23 protein-coding genes are annotated in these 25,197 nt (G+C 72.8%); 10 read left to right on the forward strand and 13 right to left on the reverse strand.

Annotated features, from left to right (window positions below; translation table 11 throughout):
* Positions 1-131: 131 nt before the first annotated feature.
* From AB4Z14_RS16175 to AB4Z14_RS16200, 6 genes are all read right to left on the reverse strand, one after another.
* Positions 132-3,278, reverse strand: coding sequence for an ATP-binding protein (locus tag AB4Z14_RS16175; protein ID WP_442276084.1), 3,147 nt, complete (start codon positions 3,276-3,278; stop codon positions 132-134).
* 117 nt (positions 3,279-3,395) lie between these two features.
* Positions 3,396-3,848: a heat shock protein transcriptional repressor HspR gene (locus AB4Z14_RS16180; RefSeq protein WP_442276085.1), complete on the reverse strand. Its 453-nt coding sequence runs from the start codon at positions 3,846-3,848 to the stop codon at positions 3,396-3,398.
* Between the two features lie 17 nt (positions 3,849-3,865).
* Positions 3,866-4,876: a DnaJ C-terminal domain-containing protein gene (locus AB4Z14_RS16185; protein ID WP_442276086.1), complete on the reverse strand. Its 1,011-nt coding sequence runs from the start codon at positions 4,874-4,876 to the stop codon at positions 3,866-3,868.
* Between the two features lie 89 nt (positions 4,877-4,965).
* Positions 4,966-5,661 carry a nucleotide exchange factor GrpE gene (locus AB4Z14_RS16190; protein WP_442276087.1) on the reverse strand — a complete coding sequence of 232 codons (696 nt, stop codon included), beginning with the start codon at positions 5,659-5,661 and terminating at the stop codon, positions 4,966-4,968.
* The gene (gene dnaK / locus AB4Z14_RS16195; RefSeq protein ID WP_442276088.1) at positions 5,658-7,571 is read right to left on the reverse strand and encodes a molecular chaperone DnaK; all 1,914 of its coding nucleotides are present in this window, start codon (positions 7,569-7,571) and stop codon (positions 5,658-5,660) included. Before dnaK ends, AB4Z14_RS16190 begins: the two co-directional genes overlap by 4 nt.
* A 181-nt stretch (positions 7,572-7,752) precedes the next feature.
* On the reverse strand, positions 7,753-8,103 hold the full coding sequence (locus AB4Z14_RS16200; RefSeq protein ID WP_442276089.1) for a hypothetical protein: 351 nt from the start codon (positions 8,101-8,103) through the stop codon (positions 7,753-7,755).
* Between AB4Z14_RS16200 and AB4Z14_RS16205 the strand changes: the two genes are divergently transcribed.
* From AB4Z14_RS16205 to AB4Z14_RS16215, 3 genes are all read left to right on the forward strand, one after another.
* Complete coding sequence (locus AB4Z14_RS16205; protein WP_442276090.1) at positions 8,081-9,079, forward strand: PQQ-dependent sugar dehydrogenase; 999 nt, start codon at positions 8,081-8,083, stop codon at positions 9,077-9,079. The two genes, AB4Z14_RS16200 and AB4Z14_RS16205, sit on opposite strands and share 23 nt — an antisense overlap.
* Before the next feature lie 61 nt (positions 9,080-9,140).
* Positions 9,141-9,596, forward strand: a complete 456-nt coding sequence (locus tag AB4Z14_RS16210; protein WP_442276091.1) for a MarR family winged helix-turn-helix transcriptional regulator — start codon at positions 9,141-9,143, stop codon at positions 9,594-9,596.
* Positions 9,593-11,026 (forward strand): MFS transporter, encoded by a 1,434-nt coding sequence (locus tag AB4Z14_RS16215; protein ID WP_442276092.1) that lies wholly within the window; start codon positions 9,593-9,595, stop codon positions 11,024-11,026. The genes AB4Z14_RS16210 and AB4Z14_RS16215 overlap by 4 nt, the downstream gene beginning before the upstream one ends.
* 20 nt (positions 11,027-11,046) lie before the next feature.
* Here AB4Z14_RS16215 and AB4Z14_RS16220 read toward each other — a convergent pair whose 3' ends face one another.
* From AB4Z14_RS16220 to AB4Z14_RS16230, 3 genes are read right to left on the reverse strand one after another with little or no spacing between them, the layout of a single operon-like run.
* On the reverse strand, positions 11,047-11,889 hold the full coding sequence (locus AB4Z14_RS16220) for a hypothetical protein (RefSeq protein WP_442276093.1): 843 nt from the start codon (positions 11,887-11,889) through the stop codon (positions 11,047-11,049).
* 4 nt (positions 11,890-11,893) lie between these two features.
* The gene (locus AB4Z14_RS16225) at positions 11,894-13,579 is read right to left on the reverse strand and encodes an alkaline phosphatase D family protein (protein ID WP_442276094.1); all 1,686 of its coding nucleotides are present in this window, start codon (positions 13,577-13,579) and stop codon (positions 11,894-11,896) included.
* Positions 13,576-14,316, reverse strand: coding sequence for a dienelactone hydrolase family protein (locus AB4Z14_RS16230; protein ID WP_442276095.1), 741 nt, complete (start codon positions 14,314-14,316; stop codon positions 13,576-13,578). Before AB4Z14_RS16230 ends, AB4Z14_RS16225 begins: the two co-directional genes overlap by 4 nt.
* Before the next feature lie 49 nt (positions 14,317-14,365).
* Between AB4Z14_RS16230 and AB4Z14_RS16235 the strand changes: the two genes are divergently transcribed.
* Complete coding sequence (locus tag AB4Z14_RS16235) at positions 14,366-15,202, forward strand: DUF3626 domain-containing protein (RefSeq protein ID WP_442276096.1); 837 nt, start codon at positions 14,366-14,368, stop codon at positions 15,200-15,202.
* Here the strand turns inward: AB4Z14_RS16235 and AB4Z14_RS16240 are convergent.
* Both AB4Z14_RS16240 and AB4Z14_RS16245 read right to left on the reverse strand, forming a co-directional pair.
* On the reverse strand, positions 15,169-15,819 hold the full coding sequence (locus AB4Z14_RS16240; RefSeq protein ID WP_442276097.1) for a hypothetical protein: 651 nt from the start codon (positions 15,817-15,819) through the stop codon (positions 15,169-15,171). The genes AB4Z14_RS16235 and AB4Z14_RS16240 overlap by 34 nt on opposite strands.
* 32 nt (positions 15,820-15,851) lie before the next feature.
* On the reverse strand, positions 15,852-17,552 hold the full coding sequence (locus AB4Z14_RS16245) for an alpha/beta hydrolase (protein WP_442276098.1): 1,701 nt from the start codon (positions 17,550-17,552) through the stop codon (positions 15,852-15,854).
* Between the two features lie 127 nt (positions 17,553-17,679).
* On the opposite strand from AB4Z14_RS16245, the gene AB4Z14_RS16250 reads away from it, so the two are divergent.
* The 5 genes from AB4Z14_RS16250 to AB4Z14_RS16270 all read left to right on the forward strand — a co-directional run bounded on the left by AB4Z14_RS16250 (position 17,680) and on the right by AB4Z14_RS16270 (position 21,467).
* Positions 17,680-18,519 carry an alpha/beta fold hydrolase gene (locus AB4Z14_RS16250; RefSeq protein ID WP_442276099.1) on the forward strand — a complete coding sequence of 280 codons (840 nt, stop codon included), beginning with the start codon at positions 17,680-17,682 and terminating at the stop codon, positions 18,517-18,519.
* A gap of 85 nt (positions 18,520-18,604) precedes the next feature.
* Positions 18,605-19,321, forward strand: a complete 717-nt coding sequence (locus AB4Z14_RS16255; RefSeq protein WP_442276100.1) for a DsbA family oxidoreductase — start codon at positions 18,605-18,607, stop codon at positions 19,319-19,321.
* Between the two features lie 38 nt (positions 19,322-19,359).
* Positions 19,360-19,767, forward strand: coding sequence for an MmcQ/YjbR family DNA-binding protein (locus AB4Z14_RS16260; RefSeq protein ID WP_442276101.1), 408 nt, complete (start codon positions 19,360-19,362; stop codon positions 19,765-19,767).
* Between the two features lie 75 nt (positions 19,768-19,842).
* On the forward strand, positions 19,843-20,625 hold the full coding sequence (locus AB4Z14_RS16265) for a CAP domain-containing protein (protein ID WP_442276102.1): 783 nt from the start codon (positions 19,843-19,845) through the stop codon (positions 20,623-20,625).
* A gap of 20 nt (positions 20,626-20,645) precedes the next feature.
* On the forward strand, positions 20,646-21,467 hold the full coding sequence (locus tag AB4Z14_RS16270) for a 2-phosphosulfolactate phosphatase (protein ID WP_442276103.1): 822 nt from the start codon (positions 20,646-20,648) through the stop codon (positions 21,465-21,467).
* Between the two features lie 46 nt (positions 21,468-21,513).
* Here the strand turns inward: AB4Z14_RS16270 and AB4Z14_RS16275 are convergent, their stop codons facing one another.
* Positions 21,514-22,896: an NAD(P)/FAD-dependent oxidoreductase gene (locus AB4Z14_RS16275; RefSeq protein ID WP_442276104.1), complete on the reverse strand. Its 1,383-nt coding sequence runs from the start codon at positions 22,894-22,896 to the stop codon at positions 21,514-21,516.
* 153 nt (positions 22,897-23,049) lie between these two features.
* Between AB4Z14_RS16275 and AB4Z14_RS16280 the strand changes: the two genes are divergently transcribed.
* Positions 23,050-24,405, forward strand: a complete 1,356-nt coding sequence (locus tag AB4Z14_RS16280) for an aspartate aminotransferase family protein (RefSeq protein ID WP_442276105.1) — start codon at positions 23,050-23,052, stop codon at positions 24,403-24,405.
* Positions 24,406-24,423: 18 nt separating this feature from the next.
* Here the strand turns inward: AB4Z14_RS16280 and AB4Z14_RS16285 are convergent, their stop codons facing one another.
* The gene (locus AB4Z14_RS16285) at positions 24,424-25,182 is read right to left on the reverse strand and encodes a YqjF family protein (RefSeq protein WP_442276106.1); all 759 of its coding nucleotides are present in this window, start codon (positions 25,180-25,182) and stop codon (positions 24,424-24,426) included.
* Positions 25,183-25,197 lie beyond the last annotated feature (15 nt).

Here is a 25,197-nt window from a genome sequence, read left to right on the forward strand (position 1 = left end):
CGCCGCCGGACAAAGCACGACACGAGGCAATTGCCGTTCTCGACCGATTCCCCCGGGGCCCAAGGCCGCACGCGCTCGACCTCCGGAGCCCGCGGCTTCGGAGGTCGAGTCTCGGGTCTTGACGTCGATGGTCAGGCCTGGTCGGGGTCCTGTCCGCTCTCGACGACGCGCGCCGCGATCTCGCGCAGCTTGACGTTGCGGTTGAGCGAGGCCTGCCGCAGCATCTCGAAGCTCTGCGTCGCCGTGATGCGGTGGCGCTCGATGAGGACGCCGACGGCGTGACCGATGAGCCGGTGGCTCTCGATGGCCTGCTCGAGCTGGAGCTCCTTCTGCGCGCGCGCCTGCCGCGCGACGACGCGGTCGACGGCCTGGCCGAGCGACTGCGCGAGCAGGTCGCCGACGATGAGCTCGTCGCTCGAGACGAGACGCGGCTCGTCGAACTGCACCCAGGTCCGGCAGTCCGACTCGTGCGCCGTCGGGAGGAGCAGCAGGCCCTCCCGCTTGTCGTCGACCAGGACGTCGTGGCGGTGCGGCGAGGAGTCGAGCCCCTGCCGGATGCCCGGTTCGAGGTCGTCGACGGCCACCCGTCCGCGCGGGGACAGCACGACCGGCTGCCCCTTCGTCGGTGAGACGCGCAGGGTCACCGCACCGTCGAAGAGCACGGTGAAGCCGGTGACGGCCGTGGCGAGCACCTGGTCGAGCTCCTCCGCGGTGGCGAGGTCGACGGCGATCCGGGCGGCGAGCTCGCGCCGCAGACGGGACTCGCGCTCGCGCGTCTCGTCCCGGACGACGACGATGACGAAGCCGTCGTGCTCCGCCGTGCCCGGCACGCTCGCCGACCGGACGTGGACCCAGGCCTCACCGCCACCGCGCCGGAGGATGCGGTAGCGGTCGTCCTCGACGGGTCGGCCGGACCGGAGCATCTCCATGCGTCGCTGGTGCTGGTGGTGCTCGTCGGAGGACTCCGACTCCCGGATCCACCACGGGTACGGCGGCACGAGCGGGCCGTCCGCGAGCGACCAGCCGAAGGTCCGGGTGAACACGTCGTTGACCTGGACGACGAGGCCCTCGGCGTCGACGACGACGAACGGCTCCTGGATGGCTCCGAGGATCGCCCGCAGCCACGCGGCGTCGCGCGACCGCGATCGGGCCCGCACGAGGTTGGCGGCGAGGCGCGCGCGGAGCTCCTGGGGCTGGAACGGCTTGATGACGTAGTCGTCGGCACCCTCGAGCAGCCCCGTGGTGCTGGCCTCGACGCCGGCCCGCGCGGAGAGCAGGACGACGGGCAGGTCGCGCAGGCTCGCGTCGGCCCGGATCTCGCGCACGAGGGTCAGGCCGTCCATGCGGGGCATCATGACGTCGGCGAGGACGATCGACGGACGTCGGGCGCGCAGGTGCTCGAGGGCCTCGACCCCGTCGCGCACCGACACGACGTCGTAGTCCACGACGCAGTGGCGCGCGATGTAGTCGCGCATGTCGTGGTTGTCCTCGACGACGAGCAGGGTCGGACGCACGCCGTCCGGCTGCGTGGCCGGCGACATCGGCCCGCGGAGCGGCTCGGGGTCCGCGGACGACGCCTGCATCTCGGCCGCGACCGCGTCGCGCACGACCCAGCTGCTCGCCTCGTGGATGAAGGACTCGGCCGAGCGCGGCGTGATCGAGGGGCGCAGCGCGGCCCGCTCCGCGGGCCGGCCCCACGGGAAGGACACGGTGAAGATGCTGCCCCTCCCCTGCCGTGACTGCACGGCGACGCGGCCGCCGAGCAGGTCGACGAGCTGGCGCACGAGCGACAGGCCGATGCCGGCGCCCTCGCGCGATCGTCGGTCGTCGCCGCGGTCGAGCTGCCGGAAGCGGTCGAAGACGAGGTCGAGGTCCTTCTCGGCGATGCCGATGCCGGTGTCGGTGACCGAGACGGCGAACCCGGTGTCGGTCCCGCCCAGGTGGAGCGAGATGCGTCCGCGCGTCGTGAACTTCAGGGCGTTCGACAGCAGGTTGAGCACGATGCGCTCGAACATGTCGACGTCGACGTAGGCCTCGTGGTCGAGGTCGTCGCATACCACCTCGAACTCGAGTCCCGTGCGCTCGATGGCCGGGCGGAAGTTCGCTCCGATGCCGGCGACGAGCTCCTCGACGTCGGCCCGGACCCAGTGCGGCTCGACGGCCCCGGCCTCGAGCCTCGTGAGGTCGAGGATGCGGTCGACGAGGCCCGCGAGTCGGTCGGTGTTGCGGAGGATCAGCTCGAAGCGCTGGCGCTGCTCGGGGTCGAGGCCGTCGGCGGCGAGGGCGTCCTGCACCGGTCCGGCGATGAGGGTCAGCGGCGTGCGCAGCTCGTGGCTGACGTTGGCGAAGAAGTCGGACTTGGCGACGTCGAGCTCGGCCAGAGCCTCGGACCGGTGACGCTCCTCCTGGAGGCGGCGGATGCCGCTCAGCGCCATCGCGACGTGCGCGGCGCACAGCTCGGCGTAGACCTGGAGCTGGGCGTCCCACGGGCGGCGGGGGTTCTCGGTCAGCAGCAGGTGCGCGGTGGGCTCGAGCAGCCCGGGCTCGACGACGGGGACGACGTGCACGACCTCTCCGTCGACGGCTCCGCTCGGCGGCTCGTCCCCCTCGACGTGCCACCGGATGTCGCTCGCGAGGTGGTCGTTGACCTGGGAGCCGAGCACCTCCAGCGCGCGGATGCGCACGTCCTCGGGCGTGTCGGCGTCGGCCAACGCCGCCACGAGCCGGGCCGACATCTCGTCGCGCCGCTCGGCGAGCACCTTGGCGGTGGTCTCGGTGGCGATGTCGACGACGCCGACAACCTGGCCGTCGTCATCGTGGATCGCGCCGAAGGACCACGTGAAGTACGCCTCCTCCAGGAAGCCGTACCGGTCGACGACCAGCAGCTCGTCCTCGACCCAGGTCGCGGGACCGCCACTGACGACGCCATGGAGCATCGGTCCGATGACGTCCCAGATCTCGGGCCACACCTCACGGATGGGGCGACCCCACGCGCCGGGGTGCTTGCTCTCGCCGAGGAGGCCGCGGTAGCCGTCGTTGTAGAGCATGGAGAGCTCCGGACCCCAGCAGACCAGCATGGGGAAGCGCGACGACAGGCAGACGTCGACGAGGACGCGCAGGTTGGCCGGCCAGGACTCGACGGGCCCCAGCGAGGTGGCCGACCAGTCGGTGCGCAGGAAGAGGTCACGCATCCCCGTCGGGGACGAGGGCACGCCGCCGCTCGAGGCGTTCGTCGTGGGGGCGCCGGGCAGGCCGCCCTCAGGGTGGTGCGGGGTCACACGACCTCCGGGACTGGGGTCAAGAAACTGCCTCCGGCGGCATTCCACAGCGGCGCGCCCCGTCTGCTTGAGGCGAGCACAGTCTGACACACACAGACGGCTCGGTGAGGCGCGAACCTAGCGCTCGGGCCGCCACACGACGAGCGCCTGCGACGACGGGGCGCGGGGCGGGCGCTGGCCGGGTCGGACCGCCACGACCTCGCCACGTGGACCGACCGCGAAGACCCGGGCGCCGGCCGACAGAGCCGCCTGGGCCGCCGCCAGGTCGGCGGCGAGCTCCTCGACCCGTGACCGGAGGGCGGTCACGTGGTTCTCGAGGTCGAGGATGCGCTGGATGCCGGCCAGCGAGACACCCTCCTGTGACAGGCGCTGCACCTCGCGGAGCAGCTCGACGTCGCGCGTGCTGTAGCGCCGTCCGCCCCCGCGCGTGCGCGACGGTGAGACGAGGCCGAGCCGGTCGTACTGCCGCAGCGTCTGGGCGTGCATGCCGGCCAGCTCGGCCGCGACGGAGATGACGAAGACGGGTGCGTCGTCGTCGTGCCCACCGGGGCGGGCGCTCTTGCGGGCCATCGTCGTCACCTCGCTCGTCAGGCTCGGGCGCGCTGGAAGAGGTCGGCCCGGGGGTCGTGGCCGTTCTCGGCCGCAGCCATCCGCTCGATGGCCTCGCGGGCCTCGTCGGTCAGCCGTTGCGGCACGACCACCTGCACGCGGGCCAGCAGGTCGCCGGCGTGGTCGCCCCGTTTGACGCCGCGCCCCTTGACCCGCAGGACGCGGCCGCTCGGGGTGCCCGGCGCCACCTTGACCTTGACCGACCCGCCGTCGAGCGTCGGGACCGCGACGGTCGCGCCGAGCGCGGCCTCCGCGAAGGTGACGGGCAGGTCGAGGGTGAGGTTGTCGCCGTCACGTCCGTAGACCGGGTGCTTGTCGACCCCCACCGTGAGGATGAGGTCACCGGCCGGTGCGCCGGCGTCGCCCTGGCGACCCTTGCCGCGCAGGCGGATCCGCTGCCCGTCCTTGACGCCCGCAGGGATGCGGGCATTGATGCGACCGAGATCGGGGGAGCTGAGCGAGACCGTCGAGCCCTCGACGGCGTCGCGGAAGCCGATGCGCGTGTTGGCCTGAACGTCGGCTCCGGGGCGTGGACCGGCCGTCGCGCCGTAGCCGCCGTAGCCGGCGCCGGGTGCACCACCGCCGAACATCTGCCCGAGGATGTCCTCGAGGTTGGGCTGGCCGCCTGCGCCACCGGTGTCGAAGCGCACGCGCTGCCCACCGGGACCACCCGCCCCGCCGAAGGCGGAGAAGATGTCCTCGAAACCCGCGCCCTGGCCGCCCGCGCCGCCCGCGGTGAAGCGGGCACCGCCGTGCGACATGGCGCGGATCGCGTCGTACTCGCGCCGCTTCTCGGGGTCGGACAGGACGGCATACGCCTCCCCGACCTCCTTGAAGCGCTCCTCGGCCTTGGGGTCGCCGACGTTGTGGTCGGGGTGCATGGTGCGCGCGACCTTGCGGTACGTCTTCTTGATCGTCGCGGCGTCGGCGTCCTGGGGCACGCCGAGGATCGCGTAGAAGTCCTTCTCGAACCAGTCCTGACTAGCCATGGCGCACCTCCTCGTTCACGGTGACTCTCACGCTGCTCCCATCATCGGGTATGCCGCCGGGCTGCGTGCGCAGCCCGGCGGCGGACGTCTCAGGCGGGGTCGGCAACCGAGACCCGGGCGGCGCGGACGAGCCGGTCGCCGATGCGGTAGCCCGGCTGGAGCACCTGGACGACGGTCGTGCCAGTCGCCCCCTCGGGCAGCTCGGCCTCGACGTGCATGAGGGCCTCGTGCACGTTGGGGTCGAACTCCTGGCCGGCCTCGCCGACGCGTTCGACGCCGAAGCGACCGAGGGTCGCCTCGAGCTTGTCGGCGATCGCGGCGAAGGGGCCACCGGCGAGGTCGCCGGCCTGGCGGGCCATGTGGATGTCGTCGAGGACCGGGAGCAGCGACTCGACGACGCTGCCGACCGCGGTGTGGCGGATGACCTCACGGTCGCGGTCGACGCGCTTCTTGTAGTTGACGTACTCGGCCTGCAGCCGCTGCAGGTCGGCGAGCAGCGTCGCGGCCATGGTGTCCTCCTCGGCGAGGGCCACGCCCTCGGTCTCCGAGGACTCGCCGGCGTCGCCGGTCTCGTTGGAATCGGTTGCGGTGTGGTCGAACTCGTCCTCACCACCGGGCTCGGACGACGCGCCCGCGCCGCCCTCGTAGTACGTGTGATGGCGCTCGCCGTGGGCGGAGCCTGCCCGCGGCGGGGTGCCGGCGGCGTCGCCGCCGGCACCCGTCGCGCCCGTCGCGGTCACGTCAGGCTGTTCGCCGGGCGTGCCGTGCTTCGGGGACTCGGTCACTTGGCGTCCTTGACCTCGTCGTCGTCGACGACCTCGGCGTCGACGACGTCGTCGTCGTCCGTGCCGGACCCACCGGGCGTGGTGTCGTCGGCGGGGGCGCCGTCCTGCGCCCCGGCGGCGCCCGCGGCGTTCGCGGTGGCCTGCTCGGTGGCGTACACGGCCTGGCCCATGGCCTGCGACTTCGTGTTGAGGTCCTCGACCTTGGCCTTGATGTCGTCGGCGCTGGCCTCGGACCCCTCGGCGATGGCGGCCTTGAGGTCGGCGAGCGACTCCTCGACCGGCGTCTTGACGTCGGCCGGGACCTTGTCGCCCGACTCCTTGAGGAAGGACTCGGTCGAGAAGACGAGCTGCTCGGCCTGGTTCCTGACCTCGGCCTCCTCGCGACGCTTCTTGTCCTCGTCGGCGTGCGCCTCGGCGTCCTTGACCATCTTGTCGATCTCCTCCTTCGACAGGGCCGAGCCGCCGGTGATCGTCATCTTCTGCTCCTTGCCGGTGCCCTGGTCCTTGGCGGAGACGTTGACGATGCCGTTGGCGTCGATGTCGAAGGTGACCTCGATCTTCGGCACACCGCGCGGCGCCGGCGCGATGCCGGTCAGCTCGAAGGTGCCGAGCGACTTGTTGTGCTGCGCGATCTCACGCTCACCCTGGAAGACCTGGATGAGGACGGACGGCTGGTTGTCGTCGGCGGTGCTGAAGATCTCGGAGCGCTTCGTCGGGATCGCGGTGTTGCGCTCGATGAGCTTGGTGAACAGGCCACCCTTGGTCTCGATGCCGAGCGAGAGCGGCGTGACGTCGATGAGCAGGACGTCCTTGCGCTCACCCTTGAGGACACCGGCCTGCAGGCTCGCGCCCATGGCGACGACCTCGTCGGGGTTGACGCCCTTGTTGGGGGCCTTGCCGCCGGTCAGCTCGGTGACGAGGGCGGTGACGGCCGGCATGCGGGTGGAGCCACCGACGAGCACGACGTGGTCGATGTCGGCGACCTTGATGCCGGCATCCTCGATGACCTTGTGGAACGGCGCCTTGGTGCGGTCGAGGAGCGACTTGGTCATCTGCTCGAACTGTGCGCGGGTGAGGTTCTCGTCGAGGTGGATCGGGCCCTCGGGCGTCATCGAGATGTACTGCGCCGAGATGTTGGTGCTCGTCGCGGTGGAGAGCTCCTTCTTGGCGCGCTCGGCCTCGTCGCGGAGGCGCTGCATCGCGATCTTGTCCTTGGACAGGTCCTGGCCGGTCTTGTTCTTCACCTGCGTGATGAGGTGCTGGACGACCACGTCGTCCCAGTCGTCACCACCGAGGTGGTTGTCACCGTTGGTGGCGCGCACCTGGATCGTGGCGAAGCCGTCCTCGGCGTCCTTGCCGACCTCGAGGAGGGACACGTCGAACGTGCCGCCACCGAGGTCGAAGACGAGGATGAGCTCGTCCTCCTTGCCCTTGTCGAGGCCGTAGGCGAGCGCGGCCGCGGTGGGCTCGTTGACGATGCGCAGGACGTTGAGGCCCGCGATCTCACCGGCCTCCTTCGTGGCCTGGCGCTCGGCGTCGTCGAAGTACGCGGGGACGGTGATCACGGCGTCCGTGACGGTCTCACCGAGGTAGGACTCGGCGTCGCGCTTCAGCTTCTGCAGGATGCGCGCGCTGATCTCCTGGGCGGTGTAGGTCTTGCCGTCGATCTCGGGCGACTTCCAGTCGGTGCCCATGTGGCGCTTGACCGAGCGGATCGTGCGGTCGACGTTCGTGACGGCCTGGCGCTTGGCGACCTCGCCGACGAGAACCTCGCCGTTCTTGGAGAACGCGACGACGGAGGGGGTGGTGCGCCCGCCCTCGGCGTTCGCGATGATGCTCGGCTCGCCGCCCTCGAGGACGGAGACGGCCGAGTTGGTGGTACCGAGGTCGATTCCGACGGCACGTGCCATGGGTGACTCCTTGATGATCTAGGTGGAGACCGTGGTGCTGGTGGTCCGGGTGAAACAGGTCCTCGCTCAATCTGCTCCCGCTCCGACGTGATTGTCAAAACCGGACTCGCAAATCTTGCGTTCACCCGACTCAACTCTGGGCTCTCGCGGATTGTTCCCGTCCGGGACACAGTCTTGGTGGCTAGCGTCGTGACCGGAGGTGCCTCATGCCGACGCACACGACTCGCACCGCGCTCGCATCGACCATCGCCGTCGGCCTGAGCACGCTCTCGCTGGCCGCCTGCTCCGCCGGCGCGCCGAGCTCTGCATTCGCCACCTCCGCGGGCACGTCCTCGACGTCGTCTCCGGCCGCCTCGACGGTGGCGACGACCAGCGCGACGACCGGCGCCGCGACCACCTCCCCGACCACCTCACCGACCACGGGGACGACGCGTACGCCCTCGGCGACCTCGAGCAGGCCGGCCACCCCGACGGGTGCGCCACCCACCTCGACGCCGGGGCGGGCGACCGTGACGGCGACGGTGGTGCGCACCCTGGCCACCGGGATCGACGTGCCGTGGGGCCTGGCGCGGCTGCCCGACGGGACCGTCCTCGTCTCGGCGCGCGACAGCTTCCGGGTCTACCGCCTCGACGTCGCCGCGGCCCGGCTGGGCCGGGTCGGCACGGTGCCGGGCGTCGTCTCGAACGTCGCACAGCAGGGTGAGGCAGGCCTGCTCGGCATCGCCGTCTCGCCCACCTTCCCCCGCGACCACCTCGTCTACGCCTACTACTCCACGGCGGGCGACAACCGCATCGCGGCGATCCCGTGGGACCCGTCCGCGCCGGCAGGTCGCCAGCTCCGGACGCCACGGGTGCTCGTCAGGGGCATCCCCCACAACGTGCACCACAACGGCGGCCGGATCGCGTTCGGGCCGGACGGCTACCTCTACGCGACGACCGGGGAGGCGCAGCAGCCGGCGCTCGCCCAGGACAAGGGCTCGCTCGGCGGCAAGATCCTGCGGATGACGACCGCCGGGCGCCCGGCCCCGGGCAACCCGTTCGGGACGCTCGTGTGGTCCTACGGCCACCGCAACGTCCAGGGCATCGCCTGGGACGCCGCCGGTCGCCTCTGGGCGTCCGAGTTCGGTGACCACAGCGAGGACGAGCTCAACCTCATCCGCCCCGGCCGCAACTACGGCTGGCCGCAGACGGAGGGGCGCACGAGCCGGGCGGGCATCACGGGCCCGGTCGCCCAGTGGGGCCCACCGGAGGACTCGCCGAGCGGCATCGCGATCGCGCAGGGATCGGTGTGGATGGCGGCCCTGCGCGGGCAGCGGCTGTGGCGCATCCCGCTCGACGGCTCGGCGACCGCGGCGACGCCCCAGGACTTCCTCGTCGGTCGCTACGGGCGGCTGCGCAGCGTGCTCGCCGTCGGACCGGACACCCTGCTCGTGACGACGAGCAACCGCGACGGGCGGCAGAGCCCGGGGGCGGGGGACGACCGCATCCTGCTCGTCCGGGTGACCTGAGCCTCCTCAGATCGACAGTCGAGACTGGACAGTCTGGACTGATGAGTTCTACGGTCGGGTCATGGCACCACGCACCGGCTCGCACGCGATCGCGCCGACGGCCGCGCGCGCGGCCCACGACATCCGGGTCACCTTCAGCCGGCTGCGGCGCCGCCTGCGCGACGTCGCCGAGCTCGATGGCCTCACCCCCTCCCAGACCGCCGTCCTGAGCCGGCTCCTGGGCGACGGCGACGCCACGGCCAGCGCCCTCGCCGCGGGCGAGCAGGTGCGACCGCAGTCGATGGCGGCGACCCTGGGGGTGCTCGAGGAGCGTGGACTCGTCGAGCGCCGCCCCGACCCCACCGACGGCCGCCGCCAGCTCGTCGCCCTCACGCGGGAGGGTCGCAGCCGCATCGACGTCAGCCGGGCGGCTCGGGAGGAGTGGCTCTCCCGAGCCCTCACCGACCACTTCACCGAGGCCGAGCGACACACCGTCCTCGAGGCGATGGTGCTGCTCGACCGCCTCTCGCGCCGATGACGCGTCCACCCTCCTCCGGCCGCTTCGACCGGCGTCTCGTCGCGCCGATGGTCCTCGGGTCGGTCCTCAACCCGGTCAACTCCTCGATGCTCGCCGTCGCGCTCGTCCCGATCGGCCTCGCGCTCGACGCTCCCCCGTCGGAGACCATCTGGCTCGTCTCGGCGCTCTACCTCGCCACCGCCGTCGGGCAGCCGGTCGTCGGGCGGCTCGTCGACCTCCACGGCCCCCGACGCCTCTACCTCGCGGGCACCGCGCTCGTCGGCCTGGCCGGCATCCTCGGCGCGCTCGCGCCGTCACTCGGGGTCCTCGTGCTCGCCCGGGTGCTCCTCGGCATCGGCACCTGCGCGGCCTATCCCGCCTCGATGGTGCTCATCCGCAGCGAGTCGGTGCGCACCGGCACCGACTCGCCGGCCGGGGTCCTCGCCGCGCTCTCGGTCGCCAACCAGACGGTGGCCGTCATCGGCCCGACGCTCGGCGGACTGCTCATCGGGCTCGGTGGCTGGCGCACGATCTTCATAGTCAACGTGCCGCTCGCGATCGCCTGCCTCGTCCTCGGCTCGCTGCGCCTCCCCCGCGACGAGCAGCTGCACCGCGACGCCGATGCGACCCGACCCCGCGGGCTGGACGTCGCAGGCATGGTCCTGTTCGCCGTCACGCTGACCGCGCTGCTGCTCTTCCTCATGGAGCCCGCGGTGACGCACTGGCCGCTGCTGCTCGTCATCGCCGTCGCCGGTGCGGGACTGGTGGTGCGCGAGCGGCGCGCCGACGACCCCTTCATCGACGTGCGCGTCCTCGCCGGCAACGGCCCCCTGCTCGCGACGTACGTCCGGCAGCTGCTCGCCTTCACCGTGAGCTACGCCTTCCTCTACGGCTTCACGCAGTGGCTCGAGCAGGGTCGTGGTCTCTCCGCCACCGGCGCCGGGCTCGCGCTGCTGCCGATGTTCGTCGTCGCCATCACCGTCACGTCGGTCTTCGGCCGACGCGAGCAGGTCCGCGGCAAGCTCCTCGTCGGCGGGGCGCTCCAGGTCCTCGCCTGCCTGGGGCTTCTCCTGCTCCACGACGACTCCCCCCTCTGGCTCGTCGTCGCCGTCGTCGTCGTGGTCGGGGTGCCGCAGGGACTCATCGGCCTGGCGAACCAGACCGCCCTCTACCGTCAGGCCGACCCCGACCGCCTGGGCTCGTCCGCCGGCCTGCTGCGCACGTTCATGTACCTCGGCGCCATGCTCGCCGCCGCCGCCAACGCGGCGGCCTTCCCCGACCGCGCCGACACCGCGGGCCTGCACGGACTCGCCGTCGTGCTCACCGTCGTCGCCGTCCTGCTCCTGCTCATGTCGGCCCTCGACCGCTCCCTGGGTCGCCGTCGACCCACCGGCTCGTCCGTCCCCAGCACCCACGCGACGTCCCCGACCCGAGAGGCAAGCCACCCCTGACCTCGGCGCCCCCAGCCCGGCTAGCTCCCGACGACGCGCCGCCGCTCGAACGCCGCTCGCAACGGGCCGACGTCGGCCTCGGGCACCCGCTCGTGCGCGAGGTCGTACGTCTCCTCGACGAGGGCGACCAGGGTCGCGACCGCGTCGTGCGGGGACGCGACGAGGAGAGACCGGATGCGCTCGACGAGACGGTCGGGCCGGTGGGCGAGCAGGGTGGCCTCGCGGTCCAGCCACTTGTGGAAGGGATGGGGCATCCACACCCGGTTGACGGCGAAGAGCGCGTCGAGCACCCCCTGCACGCCGTCGAGCAGGTCGCGGTGGAGCAGCACGACGTCGTCCCGGGCCGCGAGCATCTCGAGCCGCTCGCGGGGCCTCAGGTCGAGGGCCTCGAGCACCTGGGCGACGGCCAGCGCCTCCGGGTAGACGTCGCACCGCGTCCGCCACGCCTCGATGACCGCGTGGCCCTGCAGGGGTATGCCGTCGCGCAGGGCCGTGACGCGCACCTGCAGCTCCGCGTCGGTGTCGCCCGCGAGCACGCGGTCGAGATAGGTGTCGATGGTCGACGTGACGAAGCCGCTGACGTCGGTCTTGACGCCGCCGACGAGCAGGCCGTCGGCCCACTCGTGGTCGTCCTCCTCCGCATAGACGCGGGTGAGCCCGGCGCCCTCGATCGCCGCCTCGCGGTCGGCGACGGTCGGCGGGGAGGACCAGTAGACGTCGAGCTCGATGTCGGACGACGCGTCGGCGAGCCCGCGCGCCACGGACCCGCCGATGAGCGCCGCTGCGACCTTGGGGTTCGCGGCATACGCCCGGACAGCCTTGCGCGCCAACGCGATCCGTCGTTCGATAGCGTCCACGGACATCCCGTCAGCCTGCTGCAGGGATGCGCACGCTCGACACCGTGGTCAGCACCGGGTGGGCGTCGTCGCCGTCGCGGACCTCGCCGCCACGCCAGACGATCGAGAGGTCCCGACCCTGGACGGTGAGCTCGGCGAGACAGTTGTCGAACCACGGACCGTCGGTGACGACCCACGGGTAGGCCGGGTCGGGCACGTGCTTCGAGCGCTCGGCGACGAACCGCATGGGGCGCACCAGCCCACGGGCGAAGGCGGACATCATGACGCGCACCATCCGCGGCATGGGGTTGCGGATCGGCGAGCAGACGGCCTGGATGACGCGGGACGTCGCACCGTGGCGGGTCCTCGCGTCGACGACCTCGGCGACGTAGGAGTTGTGGACGTCGCCCGAGAGGAAGACGACGCTGGCCGGAGCCGCACCGCGCTCGCCCCGCGCCACCTGCATCACCATGTCGAAGACCTCGACGAAGCCGTCGTTGAAGGCGGCCCAGTGCTCGAGGTCGATGGACTGCCGGACCTTCTCGGCCCGGTCGGCGACGACACGTCCGTGCGTGCCCATGGCGAGCACCTCGTCGATCGCCTCGAGGTCGTGCAGCCCGGGAGGGAGCATGAACGGCAGGGACGTCCCGATGAGCAGGTGCTCGACGTCGCCGGTCAGCTGCTCGTCGAGCCAGCTCATCTCGTCGGGGTCGAGCATCGAGCGGTGCTTCGGCTCGAGGACCCGGGCGGCGCGCGAGTCGACGACGACGAGCCGGACGTCACCGAGATCGCGCCGGAAGCTCCAGCGGTAGACCTCGGGGTGGCGGTCGGAACGGCGGGCGAGGTCGAAGACGGCCTCGGTCAGGTCGAGCTCCTCACCGCCGGGGTCGGCGCCGGCGAGGACCTGCGCGTAGATCTCGTCGTCGGCGAGCTGCGACGGGGAGAGGTTGCCGATGTGCTGGTAGACCCAGTACGAGGAGAGGCCGCCCATGAGCCGCTCGTGCCACCACGGGGTGCGGTTGATCTCCTCGTGCCAGGTCCACGACGTGTTCCAGTCGTCGCGGATGTCGTGGTCGTCGAAGATCATGCAGCTCGGCACCGTCGAGAGGAGCCAGCGGTTCGCCGCGTCGCCCCACGCGAGCCCGTAGAGGTGGGCGTACTCCTCGTAGTCCTTGATCTCCTCACCCGGTGGCTCGGTGATGTCGCGGCGGGAGGCGATGAACTCGCGCATCGCCTCGGACGTCTCGTCGGCGTAGACCTGGTCACCGAGGAAGGCCACGAGGTCGGGCCACACCTCCTCGCCCCGGGCCAGGGCGAGCGCGAGCGTGCGCAGCGCGTCGACGCCGTTCGTGCGGTGCCCCTCACGGTCGTGCGGCACGGTGGTGCGGCAGGAGCCGAAGAGCAGCCGCGTGGGTCGGCCGCGGTCGATGGTGCGGATGCGTGGGGGTGGGAAGGCGCTGTCGGGCTGGGGCCAGACCAGTGTGTCGTCGATGCTGACGGTGTAGTCCCACGACCCGCCCGGCTCGAGGCCGTCGACGACGACGAGCGCGTAGTGGTGGCCCTTGACGGCGAAGGTCGGGGCCGTCCAGTCGCGACCGTCGGCGTGCACCGCGACGACTCCCGGACCGGAGGTCTCGACCCACACCGTCGCATCGGTCTCACCGATGTAGCGCAGCATCGGGCCGAGGACGAGCGGCGCGATCTCGTGGCCGGTCACGACGGCAGGTTCTCGTCGAAGAAGGCGAGCGTCCGGTCCCACGCGTCGGCCGCCACCTCGGCGTTGTACTTCGACGGCGAGGTGTCGTTGAAGAAGGCGTGCCCGACGCCGTGGTAGACGCGCGCCGTGAAGTCGACGCCCGCCTGCTCCATCCGTGACTCGAGCTCGGGCACTCCGTCGGTGATGCCGTGGTCGTCCTCGCCGTAGAAGGCGAGGACGGGGCACCCGATCGTCGCAGGGTCGGCGTTCTCGGGGAAGTGGCCGTAGAAGGGCACCGCCGCGCGCAGCCGCGGGTCCGCAGCCGCGAGGGCGAAGGCGTACGTCCCGCCGAAGCAGAAGCCGACGACGCCCACCCGGCCGTCGACGCCCGGCTCGTCGACGAGCGCGTCGACGACGGCGCGCAGGGCGGGCACGGCCCACGTGGCGAACTCCGGCTGCCGGGCCGGCGTGGTGGCTGCGCGCATCTGCGGCTGGGCCGCGAGCCGGTCCTCCTCCGACGCGCTGAACATCAGCTCGAAGATCCGCGCGCCCACCTCGGGCGTCAGCCCGACGTGACCGAGCAGGTCGGGCGCGACGGCGACGTAGCCCTGTGCGGCGACGCGGTCGGTGACGTCCTTGATGTGGTCGGCCAGCCCCCAGATCTCCTGGATGACGACCACAGCGCCGCGCGGCGTCCCGCTCGGGTCGGCGCGGTACGCGGTGAGGTCGTGCTCGGGGAGGTCGATCATCGTGCCCATGCCCCATTCCTACCCCCTGGTGCCGGGTCGCGGGTGTGAGGATGGCGTCGTGCCCACCCAGCCCGCCGCCGTCACGAGGGCGCTCGCGCACGTGCGCGGCCTCTCGACGGGACGCCCGCTCGACCCGACGTTGGGCGTCACCCTCAACTTCCACCCGGACCGGCTCGTGCGCGGCGAGCCGGTCCTCGCCGTCATGGCCCGCGACGGCGTCTACCGCTCCCAGTTCGAGACGGGCACGGGCAACGGTGGGCTGACGGCGCACCCCGGTGGGGACCGGTGGCGCTGGGAGAGCCGGATCTTCGGCGGCGCCTACGACGACGCCGAGCCGGCGCTGCGGCCGAAGTACGGCGCCCTCGACCTGCGCCGGAGCCCGTACGGCGCCGCGCCACGCTTCGGGTCGGCCCACGTGCGGCTGGCGGCGCACACGCTGGACCGGACGACGTTCTGCTTCCCCGACAGCGTCTTCGAGCCCGAGCACTTCGGCACCGCAACGGCCTTCGCGCTCGGCGAGCATGCCGAGGCCGCCGACCACGACCTCCTCGACGACTACGTCGAGGCCCACGCCCACGGGGTGCTCGACCTCGCCCGTGACGTCGAGGCGCTCGTGCTCGACCCCGGTTATCGGGGCACCGACGTCGAGGCCGACGCGCTCCGGCTCGGCGTGCCCGTCGAGTGGCACCCGGGCTACCGGCTCGACGTCGGGACCCTCCGCGCCCACCCGGGCTACCGTGGGCCGGAGTTCGTCGCGCTCGGTGAGTCGCTCGCCGTCGACGGCGTCGTCACCCCGCAGGTCATCGGGGACGCCTCACGAGCAGGGCGGCACGACGAGCAGTCCCTCAAGCGGGTCTGGCACTACGTCGCGCGGTTCGGATCCGTTTCTGCCTGAAGGGTGCCCGCCTCGTCGCCGGTGACCACGGTCGTCACGACCGATGTCACCGACGGGCGGCGAGGCGTCGACGAGAAGCCGAACCGGCAGGGCGGGTCGACCGGCGCGAGGCCACCCAGCACCGCACCGTCGAAGCAGCCGTCGAGCGCCGTCACGGCGTGCAGGTCGGTGGCTCCGTAGAACTCCTGACGGCCCTCGAGCGCCGTGCCGCGGGTGCGGACCCCGCGCAGGACGACCCGGGCGACGGGGTCGACGACCGTCGCCCACCTCGGACTCGACGCGACGCGCGCGGGCACGGCCCGCAGGAGCCGGCCGAGCGGCCTACGCCCTCCGACCGTGAGGTCGAGGGACAGGGAGGGCGAGCTGACCTGCCAGCGGTCGCGGCTGGCGCGCACGGTGATCGGCTCGAACCGCACCTCGTCGAAGGCGTACGTCGCCCCGATGAACGTCGCGACCTCCGGGGTCGGGGCGACGAGCACCCGGTGCCCGTCGGCCGTCTCGACCATCGCGTCGCCGAACGACCCGAGCGGCGTGCGCAGCCACGACCCGACGACGATCCGGACGCCGGACGTGGAGCCGACGCCGGCGATCTGCCCGTGGAAACGCTGCGCTGGCACGGTCCGAGCGTAGGTCAGCCGCGGAGCCGCACTCACTCGACCCGCGAGACGGTCTCCTCGATCCCTGCGACGAGCTTCGAGTAGTCGTCGGTGGGCGAGCCGCCGAGGACCGAGCCCCACGCCGGGACGAGCTCGGGACCGTAGCGGTGGCCGTAGCCGTCGGGCGGGTCGTGGCCGACGGCCATGTCGGTGGTCAGCTGCCAGAAGGTCACGAAGGGGATCCACGTGACGTCGGGGTTGACGTCGTGACCCCGCGGCTCGCGCAGCCAGTCGGGCTCGGCGCCGAGCAGGGCAGGGTTCCACCAGACGACGGGGTCGGACGGGTGCTGGGCGTAGACGAAGCGCGGGAAGTCCCACGCGCCGTAGTCGCGACCGTAGTAGTCGTGGGTCAGCTGGTCGCCGCTCGCCGCGAAACGGATGTGCAGGCCCGCGTCGACGACCGGGACGATCTCGGGCGACCCCTCGTTGCGTCGGGCGGTCAGCGACTCCGCGATGTCGGTGAAGCTCGGGGTGCCGACCCAGACTCCGCCCTGCGCACGGGCCAGCATGTCGTCGGCGTCCTTGAACGCCGCCTGCCCGCCGTAGGACCCGAGCGACTCCCCGCCGACGACGAGCTGCGGACGGTCGTCGGTCGGCAGCGTGCGCCACACGGCATACACCTTGTCGAAGAGCGCCTTGCCCGCCTCGCGAGGAGTGTCGCGGTCGGTCATCATCGACATCGCGCTCGGCAGGTAGGAGTACTGCATCGCAGCGATCGCGCTGTCGCCGTTGCTGAGGTACTCGACGGACTGGGCCGACCAGTCGTCGACCCACCCGGTGCCCGTCGTCGTGAAGACCGCGAGCACCCGGCGGTTGAAGGCTTTGGTGCGCTTGAGCTCGGCGACCACGGCATCGGCGACGTCGGAGACCGTGCGGTCGGGCGTCCGGCCGGCATAGACCCGGATCGGCTCGATCGCGCCACGGTCGGTCGCCGCCGTGATCTGCGCGGCCGTGGGCGCGCTCGTGACGAACATCTGGCCCTGGAAGCCGAGGCTGTCCCACGACTCGAGCGACCCCGGACCGCCCGACCGCAGGGGCGACGTCGGCGCGGCCCGACCGGTCGGGGCGGTGTTGACCTGGGCCGCGACGCCGGCGAAGGCCTGCATGCCGCGGTGGAAGAGCACGCTGTCGGTCACCCACGCCGCCGCGAGGGCCACGACGACGACGGCGGTGAGCGTCGCGATCGTCTTGGGCAGCACGTGACCGGCGGCCTCGGCGAGCTGGTGGGTCGCGCCGCGCAGACCCCGCGCGATCGCGAGGAAGAGGACGGCGACCACGGCCGCGAGCGCGAGCGCCAGGGCCCAGTCGACCGGGTCGAGGGGCGTCAGCCGGACGAACGCCGCCGTGCGCGCCTGCGAACGCACGTTCGCGACCGTCAGCCCGAGGACCGCCACCGCTCCGAAGACCGGCGCTGCGACGAGCAGCCAGTGCCGGGCCTCCCCGCTCACCGTGACGTGCAGGTCGATGAGGCGGGCCACCCGACGGACGACCCACGCGACGAAGACACCGAGCGCGTAGCCGACCACGGCGCACAGGCCGCTGATGAGGCCCTGGTAGTACCACGTGCGCGGCAGCAGGCTCGGGGCCATCGACGTGAGGAAGTAGGCGGCGCCGAAGAACAGCCCGGTGCGCGACACGTGCCACCAGGCCCGGCTCGCGCCGGGCTGGATGCGCTGGTCGGACACGTCGGGCATGGATCCACAGTAGGTCGCACCGCTGTCGCGCCGCCTCGGGTTTGACCCCTAGGTCACGACCCTGACCGGGCACCCTCACCGGGCACCCTGCCGGGCACCCGCCGGCCCGCCGGGGCACGATGGGGACATGCGAGCCCTCGAGAGCCGGATCACGACCTGCAGCCGCGACGGGCTGCGCTTCGACGTGACCGACGCGGGGCCCCTGGGCGGTGACGTCGTCGTGCTGCTCCACGGCTTCCCGACCGACCGCACGAGCTGGGACCGGGTCGCCGCCCGGCTGCACGAGGCAGGGCTGCGCACCCTCGCCCCGGACCAGCGCGGCTACTCCCCCACGGCCTGCCCGCCGGGCCGGGACGCCTACCGCCTCGACGAGCTCGTCGCCGACGTCGTCGGTCTCATCGAGGCCTCCGGGCGGGAGCGGGTCCACCTCGTCGGCCACGACTGGGGCGGCGCCCTCGCGTGGCTCGTCGCCGGCAACCACCCGACCCGCATCGCGTCGCTGACCGTCCTGTCGACGCCGCACCCGGCCGCGATGTCGCGGGCCTGGCGGTCCGGCACCGAGCAGAAGCGCAAGTCCTGGTACATGGCGGCCTTCCAGGTGCCGAGGCTGCCCGAGCGGGCCCTCGCCGCCCGCTTCGACCGCCTCATGGCCCGTTCGGGCCTGCCGGCCGCCGACCGGAGCAGGTATGCCGTCCGGCTCGGTCACGCCGAGGCGCTCACCGGGCCGATCAACTGGTACCGCGCGGCCCGGCACTCCGGCGTCGCGGCGCACCGCGTCGAGGTGCCGACGACCTACGTCTGGGGCTCGCGCGACCCGTTCCTCGGCCGGACCGCGGCCGAGCTGACCCGCGAGCACGTGACGGGCGACTACGAGCTCGTCGAGCTCGACGCGGGGCACTGGCTGCCCGAGACCCGGGATGCGGAGTCCGCCGCGGCGATCCTGCACCGGGTCGCGCGAGCCGGCTGAACGGCATACGCCCGCTCACCCGGAGGGTGACCGACGCCTCGCCCGATGCGGGGAACACGGGCGCGCGCGGGTAGGTTGCACGACCGTGAAGATCGACATCTGGTCCGACATCGTGTGCCCGTTCTGCTACCTCGGCAAGCGCCGCCTCGAGGGCGCGCTCGCGCAGTTCGAGCACGCCGACGAGGTCGAGGTGACGTGGCACAGCTTCGAGCTCGACCGCAACGCCGAGCCGGCGTCGGACGTCGCGCTCGTCGACCTCGTCGCCGCCAAGTACGGCACGACGCGCGAGCAGGCCGTCGCGCAGCACCGGTCGATGGCCGCGGCGGCTGCCGAGCTGGGCCTCGCGTTCAACTGGGAGCAGGCCCGCTACGGCAACACCTTCGACGCCCACCGGGTCGTCCATCTCGCCGCCGAGCAGGGCCTGGCCGACGCCGCCCACGAGCGCCTCATGCGCGCCTACTTCACCGACGGCGTCGCGGTCGGTGACCGCGACGTGCTCGTGCGGCTCGCGACCGAGATCGGTCTCGACGAGGGCGCCGTGCGGGCCATGCTCGAGTCGGACGACTACGGCAACCACGTGCGCAGCGACGAGGCCACGGCCAAGATGCTCGGCATCGAGTCCGTCCCCTTCTTCGTCTTCGACCGGAAGTACGGCGTCTCGGGCGCCCAGCCCGTCGAGGTCTTCACCCAGGCCCTCCAGACCGCGTGGTCGACCCGGCACGAGGTGCCGGAGCCGGTCGCTGCCGGCGGCGGCTGCGGGGGCGGCTGCGGCGCGGGTGGCTGCGGCGGGGTCTGCGGCTGAGGCACCTCTGAGGGGTGCCGGAGCCCTACCGTGGTCGGGTGGCCCACCCCCTGATGTTCGACGGCGCGGACCCCTATCTGGCCCGGGTCCGCGAGATCTGTCTGGCGCTGCCGGGCGCCGACGAGAAGGTGTCGCACGGGCGGCCGAGCTTCTTCACGACGAAGGTCTTCGTCACCTACGGCGGCACCGTCAAGGGCGACCACGACCCGGAGCCCTACCGCCAGTCCGTCCTCGTGCTCCCCGACGCCGCCGAGCGGCCGGCCCTGCTCGGTGACGCACGCTTCTACGAGCCTGCCTACGTGGGTCCGTCCGGCTGGGTCGGGCTCGACCTGCGTGCGTGCGGCCCGCCGGAGGAGGTCGACTGGCAGGAGGTCGCCGAGCTCGTCGACGCCTCCTACCGGCTGACGGCACCGGCCCGCCTCGTGCGCGAGCTCGACGCCGGCTGAGCGCGGGCGCGCCCATCGTCCACCCGCAGCCGCGGGGCGCGTAAGGTACCGCTCGCTGGACGACGAAAGGCGCACATGGGACGGCACACCGATCCCGCGGCCATGGGGTCGCGGCGCGCCGCGGTGGTGACCCTGACGGTGTCCGCACTGCTCGTCATGGGCGGCTTCGCGATCCTCCACGAGTCCGGTGGGCTGCGTCCCGGCCACCGGTCGACGCCCTCCACGCCCTCGGTGCCGGTGGTCACCCCGAGCAGCCGCGTCGCCGACGCCACCGAGCCCGGACGCACGCCCTCGACCTCGCCGACGACACCATCGACGTCGACGTCGTCACCCCAGCCCTCGCTCACCACCCGCGCCCCGGCTCCTCTCGTCACCGCCCAGCAGCCGGCTCCGACCTCCTCCCCGCAGCCGTCGGGGACGGCCGGCCCGAGCCCGATCGGTCCAGCGCCCTCGACGAGGCCGGCGCCGCCGGAACGGGCCGGCGTCGCCCGGCAGGTCGTGGCCCTCGTCAACGTCGAGCGCTCCCGCGCGCGCTGCGGCCCGGTGTCGGCGAACGTCGGCCTCCGACGCGCCGCGCAGGGTCACAGCGACGACATGGCGAGCCGCGACTACTTCTCGCACACGAGCCCCGACGGGGTGACCTTCGCCCAGCGGATCCGCGCCGCGGGCTACGACGGCGGCGCCATCGCCGAGAACATCGCGGCCGGCCAGACGAGCGCCAAGGAGGTCATGCGTGCCTGGATGGCGAGTCCCGGGCACCGGGCGAACATCCTCGACTGCGCCTACCGGGACCTCGGCGTCGGCTACGCGACGGGCGGCACCTACGGCACGTACTGGACCCAGGCGTTCGGCGGCTGAGCCACCCCTAGGTTGGTGCCATGCAGCCGTGGCACGCGCAGGACCGGCACGTCGTCCGACTCGACTGGGGACCCGGCGCCGCCGAGGCCCAGACGGCGTATGCCGTCGCCGCGGGCTCGCCCGTGTGCGCGGTCGTCGTCGACGTCCTCAGCTTCACGACGTGCGTGTCCGTCGCCGTCGACGCGGGCGTCCGGGTGCACCCCTACCGCTGGAAGGACGGGTCGGCCCGGGCCTTCGCCGACGGGATCGGCGCGACGCTCGCCCGAGGTCGGTCCGAGGCCCGCGTCGACGGCGGGGTCAGCCTGTCCCCGGCCTCGATCCGAGCGGCCGGACCGCTGGGCGACCTCGTCCTGCCCTCGCCCAACGGCTCGACGACCACCGCCGTGCTGGCCGGCGCCGGGGCCGACGTCGTGGCGGCCTCGCTGCGCAACCGCGCTGCGGTGGCTGGCTGGATCGTCGACTGGCTCGACGCGTCCCGGCGCTATCACGGTCCGGCGTCGCAGCCGGCGGTCCTCGTCGTCCCGGCCGGTGAGCGCTGGCCCGACGGGTCCCTGCGCCCGGCCGTCGAGGACCTGTGGGGTGCGGGAGCGGTCGTCGCCGCCCTGGCCGGCCTCCTCGAGCACCGAGGCGGACCCCTCCTGCTCAGCCCCGAGGCCGAGGCCGCCGGCGCGGCGTGGCTCGCCGTGGAGCACCGGGTCGACGAGGCCCTGCACGCGTGCGCGAGCGGGCTCGAGCTCGTCGAGCAGGGCTGGCCCGACGACGTGGCGGTCGCGGCCGAGCTCGATGCGTCGTCGCTCGTGCCGGTGCTGACGGACGGCGCCTACACCGCGCACCGCGCCTGAGCCGACCAACGCGGCGGCACGGCACTCGGCATGCGGACCGCCGGCCCTACTGGCCGAGCGCCGTCCAGAAGGCCGAGGCGGCCCGGGAGGGGCGGCCGGTGCGGCGCTCCGACCAGTCGGCCGAGGTCATGAGCGCGGTGACGGCGTTAACGCCGAGCCAGCGCAGCGGCTCGGGCTCCCAGTCGCGCGATGTGCGCCCCGCCCAGGGCAGCGTCGCCAGGCCCTCGGGGTCGTCGCCGCGGATCATCGCGGCCAGCGTGCGGCCCGCGAGCGCCGAGGTGGCCACGCCGTCCCCGACGTAGCCGCCCGCGAAGGCAAGCCCGGTGTGGCGGTCGTGACGGACCGATGGGAACCAGTCGCGCGGCACGCCGAGGTTGCCGCCCCAGGCATGCGTGAAGGTGACGCCGTCGAGGACGGGGAAGAGCTCGAGGAGGATCCGGCGCAGGGCTGCGTGGACGCGCTCGTCGCGGTCGTAGAGCGGGGAGACCTTGGACGCGTAGTGGTAGGGAGCGCCCCTGCCGCCGAAGGCGATCCGTCCGTCCCGGGTGCGCTGGCCGTAGATCGTCAGGTGCCGGTTGTCGGCGAAGGTCGTGCGCTTGTCGAGGCCGATCTGCGCCCAGGTGTCGTCGGGCAGCGGCTCCGTCGCGGTCATGAGCGAGTAGATCGGTGCGATGGCGCGGCGGCGGCCCGCGACGGTCGGCGTGTAGCCCTCGGTCGCGAGCACGACGTGCTCGGCACGCACCGTGCCGTGCGGCGTGACGACCCGTCGGCTGCGCACGTCGACGGCCGTCGTGCGCTCGTGGACGACGACGCCGCGGCGCTCGACGGCGTCGGCGAGCCCGCGGACGAGCAGCGCCGGGTGGATGGCGGCACAGTGTGGGGTGAACGAGCCGCCGAGCGCGTCGCTGACGCCGGCGACCGCGGTGACCTCGTGCGCGTCGAGGAGACGGTGGTCGTCCTCGCCGAAGCCCCACTCGCGATGGTCGGCGACCTCCTCGCGGACCCGTTCGAGCTGGGCCGGGTTGCGCGCGACGGAGAGGTAGCCACCCTGCTCGAAGTGGCAGTCGATGCCCTCCGCGTCGGCGATCCTGCCGACGTCGGCGACCGTGTCGTGGAGCAGGTGCTGCATCCGCACCGCCGCGTCGCGCCCGCGCTCGGCGGCCATCCTCTTGAGCGACGCGGGGAAGAGGGCCGAGCACCAGCCACCGTTGCGGCCCGAGGCGCCGAAGCCGGCCACCTCCTTCTCGATGACGGCGACCCGGATCGTCGGGTCGGCAGCGACGAGGTGGTAGGCCGTCCACAGGCCCGTGTAGCCGGCCCCGACGACGGCGACGTCCACGTCGATGTCGGTGTCGAGCGAGGGGCGCGGCTCGATGTCGTCGATCGTGTCGTGCCAGAGGCTGAGGCCGCGGTAACCGCTCGGGGGCATGGGCGGGATCATGCCACCTCCCGGGCCCTCCGCAAGCCCTTGGGAACCTGTGCCTTTTCGCTTGAATCCCCTTCCAACGCCTACGGAATCCGCGGTCCGGCGAGGTTTGGGCCATCACTTCCGCCGCGTCGCTCGGCGGGGCATGATGCGGGCATGAGCACCGTGGACCGCGCCCGTCTCGCCGAGCTGCACGCCCGAGAGCGGACAGCCTTCTCCGGGGCGCGGCCACGCTCCCGGACCCTGGCCGAGCAGGCGGCCGCGCACATGCCCGGCGGTGTCCCGATGAGCTGGATGGTCAAGTGGCCGGGCGACTTCCCGGTCTTCGTCGAGCACGCCGAGGGGGCGCACTTCACGTGCGTCGACGGCATCGACCACGTCGACCTCTGCCTCGGTGACACGGGGGCGATGATGGGGCACTCCCCCGCGCCGACGGTCGAGGCAGTGACCCGTCAGCTCTCCCGCGGGATCACGACGATGCTGCCCACCGAGGACGCCATCGCGGTCTCGGCCGGTCTCGCCGAGCGATTCGGTCTGCCCTACTGGCAGTTCACCCTCACCGCCACGGACGCCAACCGCCACGCGATCCGCTACGCCCGCCACCTCACCCGTCGCAGCAAGGTCGTCGTCCACAACTGGTGCTACCACGGCTCCGTCGACGAGGCCTTCGCGACGGTGGGCCCGGACGGCTCGACGGTCGACCGGCGCAGCAACATCGGCGCCCCGGTCGACACGTCGGAGACGACGCGGGTCGTCGAGTTCAACGACCTCGAGGCGCTCGAGCGCGCCCTGGCCCACGGCGACGTCGCGGCGATCCTCGTCGAGCCGGCCCTGACCAACATCGGCATCGTGCTGCCCGACCCCGGCTACAACGAGGGCGTGCGCGAGCTCGCCACCCGCTACGGCGCACTGCTCGTCAACGACGAGACGCACACGATCTGCGCGGGCCCCGGCGGCTACACCGGCGCCCACGGTCTCGATCCCGACCTGCTCGTCATCGGCAAGTCCATCGGTGGCGGCATCCCCTGCGGCACCTTCGGTTTCACCCGGGACATCGCCGACCGCATCGCTCGATCCATCGAGCTCGAGGACATCGACGTGGGCGGCATCGGCGGCACGCTCGCCGGCAACGGGTTGTCGATGGCAGCCATGAAGGCCACGCTCGAGCAGGTCATGACCGCCGAGGCGTTCGAGCACATGGTGCCGCTCGCCGACGCATGGGCCGACGGGGTGCAGGCCGGCATCGACGCGGTCGGCGCCGACTGGCACGTCACGCGGCTCGGCGCGCGGGCGGAGTACAACTTCTCAGGCCGACCCTCGCACGACGGCCAGGAGGCGCACGACGCCGACGACTTCGAGCTGCAGCAGTACCTCCACCTCTACGCCCTCAACCGCGGGATCCTCCTGACGCCCTTCCACAACATGGCGCTGATGAGCCCGGCCACGACCACCGCCGACGTCGAGGCGCACACGACGATGTTCGGCGAGTGCCTCCGCGAGCTCTTCGCCTGAGCCGTCACGGCCCGGGCGTCACGCCACCCGGGCCGGGCGACCGAACCGCGTGGCCACTCCGGGTGACCACAACGCGCGCAGCCGCGGCCCGGCCGGGGTGACACCGCTCGCCCCGAGAAGGTCGTCGGCGAGCTCGACGACGTCGGCGGCATACAACGGCCACGGCCCGTGCTCGTTGGGCACCCAGAGCGTGCGCCGGGCGACGCGGGTGTGGGCGCCCCAGCGGGCCGTGAGCCAGGTCTCGAGCGGCGTCGGCTCGACCGGCTCACCGACGCGGACCGTGAGGTGGCTGCGCAGTCCGCGGGCCGGGGCTCGGCGCCGGCTCGTGTAGGTGACGACGTCACCGTCGCGGCGCAGCCGCATCCGGGCCCACGTGTAGGGGATCCCGAGGCCGGCGCGAGCGCCGAGGACGACGAGGGCGCGCTCGGTCTCGAGCGAGCGGAAGAGCACCCCGTGCCGCCCGGCGTCGTCGACGGAGTAGAGCCGGATGTTCGTCTCGAGGAAGCTGCCGAGCCAGGGCAGCCGAGGTGAGGGCGCCCGACCGAGCCGCATGCCGTCCATGACGAAGGGGACGAGCGCGACGTACGTGCGCCCGTCGGCGAAGACGTCCGGGCGCGTGCCCGCAGGAAAGAGGTGGCGCACGGAGCCCGGGTCGACGGGCCAGTGGACGAACGTCAGGTCACGCCAGACCTGGTCGAAGACGACGGGCGGGCGCAGCGGCGGGGGCGCCACGGGATAGCCGTCCAGCGACGGGACGGCATCCACGGGCAGGTCCACGACCCCATCGTCACA

This window comes from Terrabacter sp. 2TAF16 (genome assembly GCF_052115065.1).
Taxonomy (GTDB): Bacteria; Actinomycetota; Actinomycetes; order Actinomycetales; family Dermatophilaceae; genus Terrabacter.